7 protein-coding genes are annotated in these 19463 nt (G+C 61.5%); 6 read left to right on the top strand and 1 reads right to left on the bottom strand.

Translation table 11 applies throughout. The annotated features are described in order from the left end of the window. Positions 1–1375 precede the first annotated feature (1375 nt). The 6 genes from ACI38B_RS02070 to ACI38B_RS02095 all read left to right on the top strand — a co-directional run bounded on the left by ACI38B_RS02070 (position 1376) and on the right by ACI38B_RS02095 (position 18095). A complete protein-coding gene (locus tag ACI38B_RS02070) occupies positions 1376–2398 on the top strand; it encodes a MarR family winged helix-turn-helix transcriptional regulator (protein ID WP_439729316.1) in 1023 nt (340 codons plus the stop codon). Continuing rightward, complete coding sequence (locus ACI38B_RS02075; RefSeq protein WP_439729317.1) at positions 2395–4311, top strand: ABC transporter ATP-binding protein; 1917 nt, start codon at positions 2395–2397, stop codon at positions 4309–4311. The genes ACI38B_RS02070 and ACI38B_RS02075 overlap by 4 nt, the downstream gene beginning before the upstream one ends. After that, a complete protein-coding gene (locus ACI38B_RS02080; protein WP_439729318.1) occupies positions 4308–6404 on the top strand; it encodes an ABC transporter ATP-binding protein in 2097 nt (698 codons plus the stop codon). The genes ACI38B_RS02075 and ACI38B_RS02080 overlap by 4 nt, the downstream gene beginning before the upstream one ends. Before the next feature lie 594 nt (positions 6405–6998). Continuing rightward, the gene (locus tag ACI38B_RS02085) at positions 6999–11903 is read left to right on the top strand and encodes a Spy0128 family protein (protein ID WP_439729319.1); all 4905 of its coding nucleotides are present in this window, start codon (positions 6999–7001) and stop codon (positions 11901–11903) included. 350 nt (positions 11904–12253) lie between these two features. Then, complete coding sequence (gene ileS / locus ACI38B_RS02090; protein ID WP_439729320.1) at positions 12254–15583, top strand: mupirocin-resistant isoleucine--tRNA ligase; 3330 nt, start codon at positions 12254–12256, stop codon at positions 15581–15583. Positions 15584–15938: 355 nt separating this feature from the next. After that, positions 15939–18095, top strand: a complete 2157-nt coding sequence (locus tag ACI38B_RS02095; protein ID WP_439729325.1) for a GTP-binding protein — start codon at positions 15939–15941, stop codon at positions 18093–18095. Positions 18096–18747: 652 nt separating this feature from the next. Here the strand turns inward: ACI38B_RS02095 and ACI38B_RS02100 are convergent. Next, the gene (locus ACI38B_RS02100; RefSeq protein ID WP_101451937.1) at positions 18748–19107 is read right to left on the bottom strand and encodes a YccF domain-containing protein; all 360 of its coding nucleotides are present in this window, start codon (positions 19105–19107) and stop codon (positions 18748–18750) included. Positions 19108–19463: the final 356 nt, after the last annotated feature.

Below are 19463 nucleotides of genomic sequence, written 5' to 3' on the forward strand. Positions count from 1 at the left end.
TGGATGCCGGGATGCTGTGAGGTTTGGGTGGTTGGGTGGTGTGTCTGTTGTGTTGTGTATGTCGTGGCGTACGCCGTGGGTTGATGGCGTGCGATGTGCTTGGGATTTCTGGTGTGTTTGTGGTGTTGTGTATGCCGGGAGACGCGTGGCGTGCGTGGTGTGGTGTGGTTTCGGCGGTATCGCAGAGGGTCTGCGGTGTTGCGTATGTCGTGGGATGCGTGATGGGATGATGTCGTGTGGTTGGATTGGTTGGATGGTGTGTCTGTTGTGTTGTGTATGCCGTGGGATGCGCGACGGCGGTGATGCAGTGGGGGTGGGGATGCTGGGTGGTGCGTCTGTGGTGTTGTGTATGTCAGGACATGCGTGGATGCCGGGATGCTGTGAGGTTTGGGTGGTTGGGCGGTGTGTCTGTTGTGTTGTGTATGTCGTGGCGTACGCCGTGGGTTGATGGCGTGCGATGTGCTTGGGATTTCTGGTGTGTTTGTGGTGTTGTGTATGCCGGGAGACGCGTGGCGTGCGTGGTGTGGTGTGGTTTCGGCGGTATCGCAGAGGGTCTGCGGTGTTGCGTATGTCGTGGGATGCGTGATGGGATGATGTCGTGTGGTTGGATTGGTTGGATGGTGTGTCTGTTGTGTTGTGTATGCCGTGGGATGCGCGACGGCGGTGATGCAGTGGGGGTGGGGATGCTGGGTGGTGCGTCTGTGGTGTCGTGTATGTCGTGGCGTACGCCGTGGGTTGATGGCGTGTGATGTGCTTGGGATTTCTGGTGTGTTTGTGGTGTTGTGTATGTCGGCAGATGCGTGGCGTGCGTGGTGAGGTGTGGTTTCGGCGGTATCGCTGTGGGTCTGCGGTGTTGCGTATGGCGTGGGATGCGCGACGGCCGTAATGCAGTGGGGGTGGGGACGCCGGGTGGTGCGTTTGCGGTGTTGCGTATGTCAGGGCGTGCGTGGATGCCGGGATGCTGTGAGGTTTGGGTGGTTGGGTGGTGTGTCTGTTGTGTTGCGTATGCCGTGGGATGCGCGACGGGAATGATGTCATGGGGTTAGGGGCTGACCGGTCGTGTATCTGCAATGTTGCGTATGTCGGGGCATGCATTGCTGATGCGATGTTGCAGGACTGTTGGGGATTGCCGGGGATCTGTAGCGTTGCGTATGCGGTTGTATGCGTGATGCCGCGGAGGTGTGCGGGGCGTTGGCGCCAGGGTGGATAGGGGGAGCCGACTGCCGGCGCAAACCGGTTCGACACGCCGAATGTTGCATATACAACTGTTGTATGAGCTACCTATTAGGATGTGATTGCAAGACAGCGCGTAACAATCGACGGCCGCCGTCAATTGCGAGCCCGGCCCTACAACGATCAGACAGGAGCAGACCGTATGGTCACAGGCACCGATTCCATGGATGCGCGCAATCCTGCGGATACGCACGTTACCGCAGACGCCGGCGCATATCCTCCGGAACGGACCGCATCGGAGACTATTCTGCCGCCAGATGCCGATTCCTTCCCAAACGATGCCCTCCCGCCGGCCATGGCCTCACCCGGTCGCGATTCACTGCCGCTGGCCGTTGAAATCCAAGGACTCAGCCGGGTCGTCCGCCGCTATCTCGGCCTGACTATGCCGGCCAACGCGCGCGTGGCAACCGACGGCAACGCCAATATCATCATGTATCTTGACCGGCATCGCGACCGCGAGGTGTTCCAGCATGATATCGAGTCGCGTTTCCGCATCACCCGGTCCACCGCCTCGCGCGTCCTGGCTCGTATGGAGCGCAAAGGGCTGATTGTGCGCCGGCCGGTCGCCCGTGACGCGCGGCTCAAACGCATCGTGCTCACCGAGCAGGCCGATTGTATTGTCGCCGACCTCGCCGCCAACGGAGACCGCACCGAAGACATTCTGGCCGACGGTTTCACGTCTGAGGAACTCACGCGACTGCGCGAGTATTTCGGCCGGCTCCGCCATAATATTGATGTCGCGCTTGATGCAATCGCTCGCGAGCAGATCGCCAAGGCGCAACCTGTGCGGGCTCCGGTGCTTGATTCGGCTGAATATTGGGAACCTCCGCGGACTTCCGGACTTCGGCGTGAGCGCCGGGTTCAGGCGGAAAGCGGGGTGCAATCCGAAGCAATCAGCCCCGACCGTGCCATGATGCAAGCCGTTACGCAAGTCGGTACGCAAGCCCAGACCCAGACCCAGACCCAGACCCAAGCCCAGGTCCCGCGTCAAGCCCAAGACTTGCGCCAGACCCAGGTCTCGCGCCAAGCCCAAGACCCGCGCCAAGCCCAAGCCCAAACCGGGGCCCAAGCCCCAGCCGAAGAACCTCCAACTCAAGCCAAACGCTCAGCCGACACTCCCAGTCATACGCAGAACACCGAGGAAGGAAAGGAACGCAACCAGTGACCACGAGCACACTCGCGAATACGCCCGGCGCCGCCGATGCGCCGGCGAAACCCACCCACGTCATTCGAACCCTGCTACACAGCCTGCGCGAATACAAGAAGGAAAGCCTACTCGCCCCGCTCGCCGTCGGCGTCGAAGCGATTATGGAGATCATCATCCCGACGGTCATGGCGAGCCTCATCGACCAAGGCATCACCGGCGGTTCCATGCCCGCCGTGTGGAAATTCGGCCTGATCCTGTTCCTGTGCGCGCTGCTGTCGTTTGCAGCCGGCACGCTCGCCGGCCGGTTCGCCGCCGTCGCCTCCGCAGGTTTCGCGAAGAATCTTCGCCACGACGTTTTCGCCAAAGTGCAGGGGTTCAGCTTCACGAACATCGACCGCTTCTCCACGGGCTCGATCATCACCCGCAGCACCACCGATGTGACTAACCTGCAGAACTCCTACCAGATGATTATCCGCGTTGGCGTACGCGCCCCTGTCATGATGATCGCCGCATGGATCTGCTCGTTCCGCATCAGCAAGCCGATTTCGTTGGTGTTCCTGGTTATCGTGCCGATTCTGGGCATCGCCCTGATTGCGCTCGCCGCATTCGTGCACCCCGTGTTCGAACGCGTCTTCCACACGTACGACAAGCTCAACAACGACGTGGACGAGAACCTTCAAGGCATCCGCGTGGTCAAGTCCTACAACCGCGAGGACCACGAAATCAAGAAGTTCGGCCGCATCTCGCAGGCGATTTACCGTGATTTCGTCAAGGCGGAACGCGTGATGAGTTTCAACATGCCGCTTATGGACGCGTGCATCTACATCGCGCTGCTCGCGGTGTCCTGGCTGGGCGCCAAGCAGATTGTCGCCTCGGGCAACAACGCGGCGCTCGGTATGACCACCGGCGACTTGACGGCACTGGTGACGTACGCGCTGCAGATTCTCATGGCGCTCATGATGATTTCGATGATTTTCGTGATGATCATCATCTCCCAGGCATCCGCCGAGCGTATCTGCCAGGTGTTGCAGGAACGCAGCACGGTCACCGATCCGGAGCACCCGATTGCGCAGGTGCCGGACGGTTCCATCGAATTCGACCATGTGACCTTCCGCTATTCGCGCAGCTCGGAAAAGCCGGTGCTTGACGACATCAACCTTGATATCCCTTCAGGTTCGGTGGTCGGCATCATCGGCGGCACGGGCTCGTCCAAGTCCAGCCTCGTGCAGCTGATCCCGCGTCTGTACGACGTGACCGAAGGCTCGCTGAAGGTCGGCGGGCATGACGTGCGTGAATACGATTTGCAAGTCTTGCGCGACCAGGTCGCCATGGTGTTGCAGAAGAACGTGCTGTTCAGCGGCACCATCGCCGATAACCTGCGTTGGGGCAACCCGGACGCCACCGACGAGCAGATCCGACACGCCGCGCAGATCGCGCAGGCGGACGGCTTCGTCCAGGAATTCCCCGACAAGTACGACACCATGATCGAACAGGGCGGTACGAACGTGTCCGGCGGTCAGCGTCAGCGCCTATGCATCGCCCGCGCGCTGCTGAAGAACCCGAAGATCCTGATTCTGGACGATTCCACCAGCGCGGTGGATACCAAGACCGACCAGTTGATCCGCGAAGGCCTGCGCTCCGAGGCGCCGGACGTCACGAAGATCATTATCGCCCAGCGGTTGAGTTCCGTGCAGGATGCCGACATGATTCTGGTCATGGCGGACGGCCGCATCATGGACAAGGGCACGCATGAGCAGCTGTTGAAGACCAGCGACGAATACCGCGCGATCTATGAGCTGCAGACCAAGAATCACGGCGAAGCGGATGCTGCGGATTCAACGGATTCCCTGGCTTCTGCGGATTCCCAGGCTTCCGCCCCCGCAACCGACGAGGCAACCGCAAGCACCACCCAGGAAGGAGAGGCACGATGAGCACGCAGAACACCGCGCAATCCACGGATACCAAGCCAGTCAAGCCGTCTGACGCGTCGGCACAGCCAGGCGCCTCCGGCACTGCGACCCCCGCAACCGGCGCCGGCCGCAAGCCGCGCCCGAAAGTCCCGCGCGGCACCGTGAAACGCCTGTGGGGCTACATCTCCCAATACCCGGTGCGTCTAGTCATCGTCGTCCTGTCAATCATCGTGTCCGCCGCCGCGCAGGCGCTGTCCATTGCGTTCCTGCAGCGGCTCGTCGACACGTACATCATCCCGCTGGTCACCGCCACCCACCCCGACTGGGGTCCGCTGATTCGCGCGCTCACGCTGCTGGCCATCATGTACGCGGTCGGCACGTTCTGCTCGTGGCTGTGGGGCTGGCTGATCATCGACATCGAACAGGGCACGCTCAAGAAGATCCGCGACGACATGTTCGCCCACCAGCAGCGTCTGCCAATCCGCTATTTCGACACCCACGAGCACGGCGATGTGATGAGCCGGTACACCAACGACACCGACACCCTGCGACAGGCGATCTCGCAGTCCTTCCCGCAGATGTTCTCCTCGCTGCTGTCCGCGCTCGCATCCTTGATCGCGATGATGTGGTTGTCCGTGCCCTTCGCGCTGTTCACCCTCGCGTTCGCGATCATCCTGTTCGTGCTCGTCAACAAGCTCGTCGTCCGCTCCGGCAGCCAGTTCGTGCGTCAGCAGCGTGTGCTCGGCGACGTCAACGGTTTCGTCGAGGAAGCGGTCAACGGCCAGAAAGTCATCAAGGTCTTCAACCATGAGGACGCCACGCAACGCGAATTCGACCGTCGCAACGCCGAACTGTTCGACGCGGCCGCCAAGGCGAACACCTACGGCAACATCACCATGCCGATCGTGAACAACTCCGGCTACCTGCTCTATGTCGCCACCGCGATTCTCGGCGCGTGGGCGGGCCTGTCCGGCATGCACAACTTCGGCTTCAGTGGAGCCGGGACCATGACCCTCGGCACCGTGATCGCCATGCTCACCCTGTCGCGCGGATTCATCAACCCGCTCGGCCAGGTCTCCATGCAGTTCACCATGGTCATGATGGCGCTCGCCGGCGCCTCGCGCATCTTCGCGCTGATGGATGAGCCGGTGGAAGCCGACGGCGGTACGGTCACGCTCGTCAACGTCGAACTTGGCGAAGACGGGCGCACGATGACGGAAACCGACCAGGAGACACAGCATTGGGCGTGGAAGCGCGCCGCGGATGATGACGGCACGCGTTCGCTCGCCGCCGCGGCGAAACTGCGCGGCAAGGCCCGTGAAGTCGCCGCCAAGGCCAAGCAGAGCGCAATCACCTCGCCGGACGGCCGGTACACGCTGCTGCGCGGCGATGTGCGCTTCACCGATGTGACCTTCGGTTACGATCCGTCCAAGCCGGTGCTGCATGACATCACGTGGTTCGCCAAGCCGGGCCAGAAGGTTGCGCTGGTTGGCGCGACGGGCGCGGGCAAGACCACGGTCACGAACCTCATCAACCGCTTCTACGACATCCAGGAAGGCCAGATTCTGTATGACGGCATCGACGTGCGCAACATCCGCAAGCCGGATTTGCGCCGTTCGCTCGGCATTGTGCTGCAGGATGTGAACCTGTTCACCGGCACGGTGATGGACAACATCCGCTACGGTCGTCTTGACGCGACGGATGAGGAATGCATCGAGGCGGCGAAACGTACGAATGCGGACGGGTTCATCCGAATGCTGCCGGAAGGCTACCAGACCGTGCTGTCCGGTGACGGTTCCGGTCTGTCTCAGGGCCAGCGCCAGCTGATTTCGATTGCGCGCGCTGCTGTGGCCGATCCGCCGGCGATGATCCTGGACGAGGCGACCAGCTCGATTGATACCCGCACCGAAGAGGTCGTGCAGGCGGGTATGGACGCGTTGATGAAGGGCCGCACGGTTTTCGTGATCGCGCACCGGCTGTCTACTGTCCGCAATGCGGACGTGATTATGGTACTCGACCACGGCCGGATTATCGAACGCGGCAACCATGACGAGCTCATCGCCCAGCGCGGCGAGTACTACCAGCTGTACACCGGAGCGCTCGAACTCGAGTAGCCCCCGACTCGCCGCCGCCCGCGCCGACTTCTGCACCGCACAGTCCCGCGGGCGAGCACACAACAACCGTCTGCCTACACTGACACCCCGCTCAGCGTCGGCAGACGGTTTTCTTTCTGCTCCTGCCGACGCTGGTGGGTTGCTGGGGGTCGGCAGAAGGTGCTGTTACACAAACTGGTTACGCTGGGAGGGTTCTGGGGGTAGCTGGTTTGTGAAGTATCTGAAACTGGTTACGCTGAAGGGCTTGTAGGCGTAGCTGGTTTGTGTCAAGGGACGGGCTGGTGATGGAGTGAGCTGGTAATGGGCGGACGTGACGGGGGATGGGGGATGAGGGGATGGAGATGGGGGCTGATTCAGGAGTTTTTCAGGTGTGAACTCACTCACATTATCTGACAGGGGAATGGTGGAATGGGGGTGGTTCTGGTAATATCAAACCGGTTTATTGCCAAGGTTTTCATGACATCAACCCTCGTGTTGTGCGCCGATCGGCCGCCAATAGGGGGCGTAGGCCCGGCAAGGTGGGGATGAGCTGTACTACCGCATGCCGGATGCAGTACTGGGTCGGAATCGGGAGAACAACAAGTGCACAAGTCAATGATTCGTCGTGGGTTCATCGTTCTTGTCGCGGTGCTGTGCGCCGTCGCGATGATCGTGCCTGCATCGTTCCTGAAGAACACAGCGGCATCGGCGGCCGACACGACGACGAATTCGGATGCGAACTCCCTCACCCGCAAGCTGACTATCCATAAATGGGGCAACGATGCGGCCGGCAACCCGCAGTACGACACCTCGACATCGTCATCCACCGGCGAAAGCATCCGCAAGGAGATCCCCGGAGCCCAGCTGACGCTCACCACGACCGACGGCTACATCAAGAAAGACAGCTCCTCCGCCGTAGACGTCACCATTGCCTCGGACGGCAAGTCGGCGAGCTGGACCAGCACCTCGACCGCCCTAGCGGTTCAGGTCGCGGCGGGTTCTTACACCTTGCATGAAGATCAAGCGCCGACGGATTACTACAAGGCGGCGGATGTGACCTTCACCGTTCCGCAATACCAAGAGAAGGTCGATACATCGAAGGACTGGAAAGCGACGAGCGAATTCCCTGTCAAAGCCGACACCACGAACCCGTGGGAGTACAAGGACGTCACATGGACGAGCCGCCAGGCGATCGCCACCACCGGCGACGGCAAAAGGGTCGACCCGCTTCCCTCGATTTCCGTCTCTGACGACAGCGGTACATCGTCCGTCGTCTACTGCTACAACTACCTGAGCACGGCGCCGCGAGGACCTCAGGCTTCAAGCGGCACGCAGTACACCCGGTACAACGAGTCCGAAGGCTCCATCGCCATGCTCTGGACCAGCGCAGCGTACAGGCTCCAGTCCGATGCCTACGGCACTATTTCTGACTCCACTGAATTCGCGCGCCGCATCATGTCCGTCATCACACGCGGATACCCGAATAACACCACCATCAACGCCAACAACCCTACCGACCTTCTGGCGGGCCTCGACGCGAACCAGCAGCGCATGGTCACCCAGCTCGCTGTGTGGCATTACACCGACGGCGCCTACGCTAACCGGTACGATTCAAACTCTTCCTTCGCGAAGCTCGTCGAGCCGACTGCCGACAACTACTACCGTTTCAATCAGGCCATGATCGACGCCTACAAGAACCTCATCAACCCGACCGGCTATACGCTCCAGGCCAGCGAAGCGCTCCAGCTGTACCAGCCTGGCTCCGAGGCGAAGAACTACCAGAATCTCCTGGGCACCGCCGCCATCACGCCGAGCGCCATGGAGGCGAGCATCGTCGACGATTCCATCGACTACTCCAAGAACCCCGCCACCGCCACCATCTCCGGTACGAAAACCATCAACGGCAAGACGCTGTCACAATACGGCACAACGGGTGACGACGAGAGAATCCGCAACCTGTTCGGCACCTTCACCTTCCGCATCGCGACCGACACGAACGCCCCGCTTCCCGACAGCGACACGGCCAAGGTCGGCGCCGACGGCACATTCACCTTCGGGCAGATCACCTACACCCAACCGGGCACCTACGTGTATTCGGTGGCCGAGATTCCGGGAGACGATTCCGACATCGGCTACGACAGTACGGCGCATACGGTGACCGTCAAAGTCACCAAGGGCACCGGGGCGGATGTGGGCAAGCTCGTCGCCACCGTGCATTACGCCGACACCGGCGGCATTACGGTAAACAACGTCTATACCAAGGACGCCACCGCGCAGCTGGAAGTCACCAAGACCATCGACGGCAAGATTCCGGAGCGCGGTGCCTACAGTTTCAAGGTCCAGGCCAACGACAACGCCCCGATGCCAGAAGGTGTCGCCGCGGGAGGCTCGACCACCATCACCAATGATTCGGTCGGCAAGGCGATCGTCAGCCCGATTGTCTTCACCAAAGCTGGCACCTACACCTACGACATCACCGAAATCAAGCCCACTGACGCCGACGCGGGTATCAGCTATGACACCGGCACGGTGACCGCAACCGTCACGGTGACTCGAGACGATGCCACGAACGAGCTCAAGGCATCCGTCTCCTACAGCAAGAAAGCCGCCGACGGCACCGTCACCACCGGCAACGGCGGCAACGCCTTCCAGAACACCACGATCGCTCCGAACCCGGTCGACGTCTCGATTGGCGCGAAGAAGACGCTTGACGGAAAAACCGTGCTCACGCCCAACACCTTCTTCTTCACGCTCCAGGCCAATGCCGACGACACACCGATGTCAACCGACCCGGCCGACAACGGCTCCCAGCTCACCGTGCCCGCCAACAGCGACGGCTCCATCTCCTTCGGCACCATCCGCTACACCGCAGAAGGCACCTACACGTACACGATGACTGAAAGCAAGGGCCAAGACGCCGGCATCGCCTACGATTCCTCCGTGGTGCTGGTGACCGTCAAGGTCACGCGCGACAAAACGACCAACAAGCTGTCCGCAGCAGTCACCTACAGTGCGAATGGCACGGATTCCGCCGACCAGCCGACCTTCAAGAACACGACCATCCAGCCCGACGACATCAAGGAACACCTGTATTCCTACAAGACACTCGCCGGCAAACCCGCATCTAGTGGCCAATTCACCTTCCGTCTCACGGCGGCGAAAGACACGCCGATGCCTTCGACCTGTACCACCTCGGCAACCGACGAGAACGGCGATATCTACTGTCTGACCGCAAACGGCGAGAACGGCCTTATTGATTTCGGCCCGATCGTCTATTCCCAGGCCGGAACGTATCGTTACACGATGACCGAGGAGGCGCCAAGCGACCCGTTCATTTCCAAGGACACCGCGTCCCACTCCGTGACCGTCACCGTGACGCGCGACCCGAACACGAACAAGCTCAGCGACACAGTCAGCTACGACGCCGGTGACGCGCCGGCCGGCTTCTCGAACAGCTACGTCAAGGCTGTCCCCACCACCGCGCAGCTGCGACTGACCAAAATGCTTGACGGCATCCCCGCCAGCGACGGCGGCAAGTTCTCCTTTGAACTGCAACCGGTGTCCACAGACGCGGTGGATCTCGACGGCAACGCGGTGAGCGTACCGATGCCCGACGGCGCTGCCAACAACAGTGACGGCACGCCGACCTCGACCACGACCAACCAGGGCGCCGGCCACGCTTCCTGGGGCGATATCACCTTCGAATACCCCGGCGTCTACAACTATGCGATCCACGAAGTCACCGGGACGGACCAGAACATCGTGTATGACAGCAACGTGTACGCGGCGAAAGTGACAGTGACGCGCAACAGCGACAACACGCTGTCCGCATCCGTCAGTTACGCGGGTAGTGACGCGTTGCTGGTCATCCAGAACACCACAACCACCGGCTGGGTGCAGATCAAAGCGAGGAAACTGCTTGACGGGAGCCCCGCGAAGGCCGGCCAATTCACCTTCTCCGTCACCCCGTCCGGCAATGCGCCGAAACTGACGAACACGACGGTAACCAATGGTGACAACGGTCTGATCAACTTCACCGTGCCGATCACCCTCGCTGACCTCGATGGCAAGGATTCCGCCGAGTTCACCTACACCTTCCGCGAGGTGGACGGCGGCGACCCGACTATCACCTACGACACCACCGACCGAACGGCGACCGTCCTGGTGAAGAAAGTTGTCAAGGACGGCGTGACCGGCTTGCGGGCGATGGTCGTCATCGATCAAGACAAGACGAGTGACGACGACCAGAACAAGGACTACGTAGCCTACGGCTGGGACGGCGTGACCGACGGCACCATCTACCACGCCAAGGCGGGGGTGAACATCACCGAAGACAACTTCGACGACGCGTCGAACTTCGACCTCGTGGCCACGCCGGACCAAGGTGACGCTTATACGAAGCATTTCCCGAAGATCTACAACACCACGAAGCCGGTGACATCTGCGACCGCGAACATTACGGCCACCAAGACGATGGACGGCGTGCCGGCGGCTGACGGGGCATACTCGTTCACGCTCACCGACCCGACCGGCAGCGCCCCCATGCCTGACGGAGCCACGACTTCGACATCCACCGATGCCGACGGCAACACCACCACTGTCCAGAGTGTGACGGTCAAGAACGGGGAAAAAGGTGCCATCGATTTCGGAACCATCACCTATAAGGAAGCGGGTTTATACCAGTACACGATTACGGAGAATATTCCCAAGGAAGCAGCTACGGGCACGACGTTGTATGACACGACGACCCACACCGCTTCGGTTGGGGTCGTGCGTTCGTCGTCCGACCCGAACAAGCTTGTGGCGACCGTGGTGTACGACACGTCCACCCCGCCGGTGTTCGCGAACACCACCGTGCCGACCACCGCGGTGAAGGTGAGCAAAACCGTGGAAGGCGGGTGGCCTGCGGGCGCCCAATACACCTTCACCATGACCGCGCTCGGCGCGAATGACGACGGCGGCTCAAGCGATGGGGCCGGTCCGTTGCCGTCAGCCAAGACGCTTACGTTGTCCAAGGGCTCGGACGGGTCGGAGAATTCCGGTTCGTTCGGGGCATTCCCGTTCACTGCGGCCGACGCGGGGAAGACCTACGTGTACGAAATCCGCGAAAACGGCGCGAACAGCGGTGCCGCTGGAGCTGGCGGCATCGATGGCTCGACCGGAATCAAGTATTCGAAGGCCGTCTACCGGGTGAGCGTCACCGTCAAGGATACGGTCACCGATGCCACGCAACGTGAGCTTGGCAACAAAGCCGGCGTCAAGGTCACGCAAGTGACTGATGATGACGGCAATACGCTTGCCACACCGAAGGTCGTCTACGATTCGAGCGCCGGTGACGATACCGGCAAATCCAGCGCCAATCAGCTGAGCTTCGCCAACGAGCGGGTGATCACCGCCGTGCCGCTGACCGGCGGGTCGACCGCGCGGACGCTGATTTCCGGCGGTCTGATTGCCATCATCGCCGCCCTTGTCTGCGCCGAAATCGCCCGACGCCTGCGCCGAGCCGGCCAGCTCGTGTGACTCCGATCGGTTGCCTGCGCCGAGCCGGCCAATCCGCTTGATCGGCCCGGCGCGCTCGTCCCGCCCGCGGTGCTATCATGGCGGCTGTATGAGGCAATGATCCGTCATCAGCGGGGAGTCTTCGGAAGAACAGGGTCCGACAAATCAGCCGATCGGCGGCGTACCAAATCGTCGAATCGGCAAATGTCAAGCCCCCAGTAGAACCGACGGGTCCGGCCCGACACAGCCGGGCACAAGCGGTCGCGCACAACCGGCAACCCGGCGAAACGCGGCAAGCGAGGTGGTACCGCGGCGCAGGCGCAAGCCCCCGTCGTCCTCGTGGCAATGTCAACCAGCCAGTCGAGGAGAATATGGTGAGCGAAACCACCGATCACGTGTATCCCAAGGCATCAACCGGCGAGCAGAGCGCCAAGGTCGCGCCGAACCCGGACTTCCCCCAGCTTGAACAATCCGTGCTGGAGTATTGGGACACCGACGACACCTTCAACAAATCCGTGGAACGCCGCCCGTCCGGCGACCACAGCCAGAACGAGTTCGTGTTCTTCGACGGCCCGCCGTTCGCCAACGGCCTGCCGCACTACGGCCACCTGCTGACCGGTTACGCGAAGGACGTCATCCCGCGCTACCAGACCATGAAGGGCCACAAGGTCAACCGCGTATTCGGATGGGACACGCACGGCCTGCCTGCCGAGCTCGAAGCGCAGAAGGAACTCGGCATCGACTCGGTCGACGACATCAAGAAGATGGGCATCGCCAAGTTCAACGACGCCTGCCGCGCCTCCGTGCTCAAATACACCAACGAATGGCGCGAATACGTGCATCGCCAGGGCCGCTGGGTGGACTTCGACCACGGCTACAAGACGCTCAACATCCCGTACATGGAATCCGTCATGTGGGCGTTCAAGCAGCTGTACGAGAAGGGCCTCGCCTACAAGGGCTACCGCGTGCTGCCGTACTGCCCGAAGGACCGCACCCCGCTGAGCAACCACGAGCTGCGCATGGATGCGGACGTCTACCAGGACCGCCAGGACACCTCCATCTCCGTGGCCGTCAAGCTGCGCGACGAGGACGCCTACGTCGTGTTCTGGACCACCACGCCGTGGACTGTGCCCGGCAACCTTGCCATCGTGGTCGGCGCCGACATCGACTATGTCGAGGTCGAGCCCGCGGAAGGCAAGTTCGCCGGCAAGCGCTTCTACATCGGCAAGCCGCGTCTTGAGGCCTTCGCCAAGGAACTCGGCGAGAACTACACGGTCGTGCGCGAACTCAAGGGCTCCGAGCTCGAAGGCCGCAAGTACTGGCCCGTGTTCCCCTACTACGCTTCCGACGCGCAGCTGGCTGAAGACGGCACGCCCGGCCCCAACGCGTTCACCATCTTCACCGCTGATTACGTCGACACCGTCGAAGGTACTGGCATCGTGCACCAGGCACCTTACGGTGAGGACGATATGGCGACGCTCAACGCCAAGGGCATCAAGAGCGTCGATTACCTCGACGAAGGCTGCGTCGTCACTTCCGAATGCCCTGAATACGAGGGCCAGTACGTGTTCGATGCCTCCAAGTCCGTGCTGCGCGACCTGCGCAACAGCACGGGAGCGCTCGCGGCAATCCCCGAGGAGCATCGCGCCCTGCTGTTCCAGGAGAAGAGCTACGTGCACTCCTACCCGCACTGCTGGCGTTGCGGCACCCCGCTGATCTACAAGCCGGTGTCCAGCTGGTTCGTCTCGGTCACGAAGATCAAGGACCGCCTGCTCAAGCACAATCAGGAAATCAACTGGATCCCGGAGAACGTGAAGGACGGCCAGTTCGGCAAGTGGCTCGCCAACGCGCGCGACTGGTCCATCAGCCGTAACCGCTTCTGGGGTTCGCCGATTCCGGTGTGGGTGAGCGACGACCCGAAGTATCCGCGCGTCGACGTGTACGGTTCGCTGGACGAGCTTAAGGCTGATTTCGGCGATTACCCGCGCGACGACAAGGGTGAGATCAACATGCACCGCCCGTATATCGACCGCCTGACCCGCCCGAACCCGGACGATCCGACCGGCAAGAGCCACATGCACCGCATCACCGATGTGCTTGACTGCTGGTTCGAATCCGGCTCCATGCCGTTCGCGCAGTTCCACTACCCCTTCGAAAACAAGGAGTATTTCGAGCAGCACTTCCCGTGCGACTACGTGGTGGAGTACATCGGCCAGACGCGCGGCTGGTTCTACACGCTGCACATCATGGCCACGGCGCTGTTTGACAAGCCGGCGTTCAAGAACGTCATCTGCCACGGCATCGTGCTCGGTTCCGACGGCCAGAAGATGAGCAAGCACCTGCGCAACTACCCGGACGTCAACGGTGTGTTCGACAAGTTCGGTTCCGACGCTATGCGTTGGTTCCTCATGAGCTCGCCGATCCTGCGCGGCGGCAACCTCATCGTCACCGCGGACGGCATTCGCGACACTGTGCGCCAGGTCATGCTGCCGGTGTGGAGCTCGTACTACTTCTTCACGCTGTATGCGAACGCGGCGAACGGAGGCAAGGGCTTCGACGCGCGTCGTTTGCGTGCCGACGAGATCGACGGTCTGCCGCGCATGGACCAGTATCTGCTGGCCCGTACGCGCCTGCTGGTTGAACGCGTCGAGAAATCGCTGGATGATTTCGCGATTTCCGATGCGTGCGAGGCGGTCACCGATTTCATCGACGTGCTGACCAACTGGTACATCCGCAACACGCGAGACCGCTTCTGGAACGAGGACGAGAACGCGTTCAACACGCTGTACACCGTGCTGGAAACCTTCATGCGCGCGCTCGCCCCGCTCGCCCCGATGGAGGCGGAGACCGTGTGGCGGGGCCTGACCGGCGGCGAATCCGTGCATCTGGCGGATTGGCCGTTCCTTGTCGACCAGAAGACCGGCGAGCCCACGGAGCTTGGTCTTGTGCTCAAGGCCAATGATGCGCTTGTTTCTGCGATGGACCAGGTGCGCGAGGTGGTCTCCGCGACCCTGTCGCTGCGCAAGGCCGAGCAGATCCGCGTGCGTCAGCCGCTGAGCAAGCTCACCGTCGTGGTCGCCGACCCGAAGGCGGTCGGGGATTACGTTGAGATCCTGAAGTCTGAGCTCAACGTGAAGTCCGTGGACTTCTCGACCCTCGAGGACGCGCCGGAACATGGGCTGAAGATCATCCACCAGCTCAAGGTCAACGCGCGCGCCGCCGGCCCGCGTCTGGGCAAGCAGGTGCAGTTCGCCATCAAGGCGTCCAAGACTGGTGCCTGGCATGTGGATGCCGCGACCGGCGCCCCTGTGGTCGAGACGCCGAACGGCGATATCGCGCTCGAGGATGGCGAGTTCGAGGTCATCAACCGCGTGGAGGAGCAGGATGCCAAGCAGGCCGCCAATTCGGTGTCCTCGGCGCTGCCGTCCGGCGGGTTCGTGATTCTCGACACCGCGCTCGACGACGATTTGCTGGCCGAAGGCTACGCGCGTGACGCGGTCCGTGCAGTGCAGGATGCCCGAAAGGAAGCCGATTTCAACATCTCCGACCGGATTGTGCTGACCCTGACCGCACCAACGGCAGACGCGCCGAAGCTCGAGCAGTTCCGTGACCTGATCGCCCACGAGACGCTCGCCACGACGCTCGACATCAAGCCGAGCGACGCCGCCAAGGAACTCGAGGTCTCCGTCGCCAAGGCGTGACGTCTCAGGGCGTCGTGCCTGTGTGGGATGCCTAGGGCGTGATGCTTAGGAGCGTTGTGTCTGTGGGCGTGAGGCCCGCTGGTTCGACGTCCCGAGGGTCGCACCTCGCCAAGTATCGACGCTCCCAACCTCACAAACTGGTTACGCTGGTGAGTCCGCTAGCGTAGCCAGTTTGTGTATCTGCCCACCTGTATCTCTGCTTCTACCGACACTGAGGTGGTTGTGAGCGTCGGTAGAAGGTTGGGGGAGAGACAGGAGTCGGGGCGGCGGTATACCGGCAGCGATGACGCCGCGGCGGTCTACCATAGGAGACTAAGGCGCCGCGCAGCGCCGGTTACCGACCGACAGGAGCATGATGAAACAGATCGTCGCGGGCGTGCTAGCCCACGTGGATGCGGGCAAAACCACACTTTCCGAGGCGATGCTGTACGTGTCCGGCGAAGTGCGCCGGCTTGGCCGCGTCGATCATGGCGACGCGTTTCTCGACACCGACGCGTTGGAAAAACGACGCGGCATCACCATCTATTCAAAAGACGCGATCATCGACTATCCGGGTATGCGCTTGACCCTGCTCGACACGCCCGGGCACGTGGATTTCGCAGCCGATATGGAACGTACGCTGGGCGTGCTCGATGTCGCGCTGCTCGTCATCTCAGCCGTCGACGGCGTGCAAGGTCATACCGAGACCCTGTGGCGATTGCTGGAGCGCTATCATGTGCCGACCGTCATCGTCATCAATAAAATCGACGCGCTCGCTCCCGGCATTTCGCGCGATGACGTGCTCGCCGGCATCCGCAAGCGGTTCGGCGAGGCGTGCGTGGATGCCGGATTGCCGCAGAATTCTGCCGATATCGCTGATAATGCTGATACCCCGGTCACTGCGGACACCCCCGTACCTTCGGATGCTTCGGTTATCGCAGACGCGCAAGTCGTCACGGGCGCATCAACTGGCGCGATTGCCGGCGGCTCGTCCGCTCGCGCCCAGATTTCCGCCGGTTCGCGAATGGAACACGATGAAGACGTCGCCGCGCTTGATGAATCCGCGCTCGACGAATACTGCGACACCGGTCGGATCAGCCCGGCGACCATCAGCCGGATGATCGCGCAACGCAAGCTCGTCCCTTGTCTGTGGACATCGGCGCTGCAATTGCACGGCATCCGCTATTTGCTGGATGCGCTCGCCGCATACGCTCCTGAGCCGCGCTATGACGGGCGCGGCGGCAATCTTTCCGGCAACCCTTCCGGCAATCACAGCAATGACAAGGATTTCGGCGCCCGTGTCTTCCGCATTTCGCACGACGCCCAGCACAATCGGCTCACTTGGCTGAAAGTGACCGGCGGCGAACTGCCGGTGAAAAGCGAGATTGAACCGTACGGAAAAATCGACCAAATCAGGCGATATTCCGGCGCGAAATACGATATCTTGCAATCCGCTCCCGCCGGAACGGTATGCGCGGTGACCGGGTTGGAAGGCACAGTGCCAGGTCAGGGGCTCGGCATGCAGATGGACGCCTCGCACCCGCTGCTCGAACCGGTGCTCACCTACACGGTCACGGCCACCGATGGCACGGATACGCACAAGCTGTTGGGTGCGCTGCGTGAACTCGAGGACGAGGAGCCGCTGCTGCACGTGCGGTGGATCAAGCGGCTTGAGGAGATTCACATACAACTCATGGGGGCCGTACAGCTGGAAATCGTGCAGGAACTGCTGCGCACGCGCTTCGGCATCGAAGTCGCATTCGACCGCGGCGGCATCGTATACCACGAGACCATCGACAAGCCGGTCGAAGGGGTGGGGCATTTCGAACCGTTGCGGCACTACGCGGAAGTCCACCTGCTGCTGGAGCCGCTCGAGCGTGGAAGCGGACTCCAATTCGCCAGCGATTGCAGTCTTGACGTGCTCGACCGTAACTGGCAGCGCCTGATCATGACGCATATGCGCGAACGCGAGCATCTGGGTGTGCTCATCGGCGCGCCGATCACCGACATGCGGATTACGCTGCTGACCGGTCGGGCGCATGACAAGCACACGGAAGGCGGGGATTTCCGCCAGGCCACATATCGCGCGATCCGCGAAGGGCTTATGCAGGCGCGTCAGGGTGGGCATTGCCATGTGCTTGAACCGTGGTACCGCTTCCGTCTGGAGCTGCCCGCTGACCAGGTGGGGCATGCGATGGCTGATATCCAGCGGATGAGCGGCACGTTCGACCCGCCTGAAAATGACGGCACGACGGCGGTGCTGGAGGGTGAGGCGCCCGTCGAAGGCATGCGTGATTACGCGATGGATGTCAACGCGTACACGCACGGACGCGGGTCGCTGACCTGCGTGTCGGCGGGCTACCGGCCATGCCACGACGAGGACGCGGTCATCGCGGCAGCCGGGTATGATCCCGAAGCCGATCTGGAGAACACCCCGGATTCGGTGTTCTGCGCGCATGGCGCCGGGTACCCGGTCAAATGGTACAAAGTGCCGGAGTTCATGCACCTGCCGTTCGCGTGGCAGCAGAGGTAGCAGGGCTGACCGATATTGCTGACGGATATTGTGCGGGCAGTGGAATCGGTGGAATCGTTGGAATCGCAAGGATAGGGGCAGGCGGTGATGGTGTGGGTTGGCCCTTGCTGGAGCAGACTTTCCAGTGGGCTTGCCGTGAAGCAATTGATTGTGGACGGCAGGGGGTCTCTCACTGCGGACGCCCGGTTATCGGGTTCTTCAATCCTGGTGTTCTCCTGGCTGTGTGCTCTCCTGTGAAAGCGGGAGAACGTCCTCGGTTCCGCTTAGAGGAGACGATTTCCCGGTTCGTTGCGGGAGTTTATTGCGAATTACGATTTTGGCGCTTTTTCTCCCAGAAACGGCTTCAGGGCCGATTTTTCAGAATCGCAAGATTCCAACGTTTCTGTTGGGAGATTTTCCGTGGAAGCGCCGGATTAGGCTGAACTCCCACGTCGCGTGCGGGAGTTCAATGGCAGATTACGGAATCACTCGAGTTCTCCCGGGAAAGCGGCGTCTGACAGACCGTTCCGCGCCGAACTCCCGTCCGTCTGACGGCATCGCCTCAGCCAATCCAGTAAATCAAGCCCGCCGGCATCGTGAAACATCCGATATTCCGGATTCGTCTGGCAGTTTGACGGCATGCTTTGTGATTGCGGCAATCATGAACCGGTATTCATTGAACCTGCGCGCCGAACGGCCACAACGCGAGCTTCGCCATCTTGAACGACTGGATGCCGAACGGCACGCCGATGACGGTGATGCAGTTGAGTACGCCTGCGATTACGTAGCCGATTGCCATCCAGATGCCGACCAACACCACCCAGATGATGTTGGCGAGCAGGGAGCCGACGCCACCGCCATACACCACGGACTTGCCGAACGGGGTGAGTGTCAGGCCCGCCATTTTGAACGCTTGGATGCCGAGCGGGATGCCGACGATGGTGATGCACAGCACGATGCCGATGATCGCCCATGCCACAGCCAGTTCGAGACCGCCGAGAATCAGCCACAGGATATTGCCCAACGTGTTCATGCCGCCCATTGTGCACGGCGCGGGTGACATGGTCGGGCGGGAATTGATCGGTCAGGTGCGGTTGGATGGGCGTGGCTTGGTTGGATGAGCTATGAACGGTTTGCAAAGTCGTAGGTGTGCAAAATCGCGCGGCAGGGATGACGACTTGCACATCAGGCTGGGCGTTGCCTGAGCGAATCTCAGAGTATTCACAGGGAAACATATTGTGAACTCAAGGTGACGTCCGTATCCTAAATCATGTCAGCAAAAGCTGACGGGGTTCTCCTCTTGAATCCCATAATTCAATCCCTTCTCTCTTCTTTTCTCTCCTTTCAGGGCCCGGTCTTCCGGGCCCTTCTCTTTTCCCGTTCCGGCTG

This window comes from Bifidobacterium sp. (genome assembly GCF_051876855.1).
Lineage (GTDB): Bacteria > Actinomycetota > Actinomycetes > Actinomycetales > Bifidobacteriaceae > Bifidobacterium.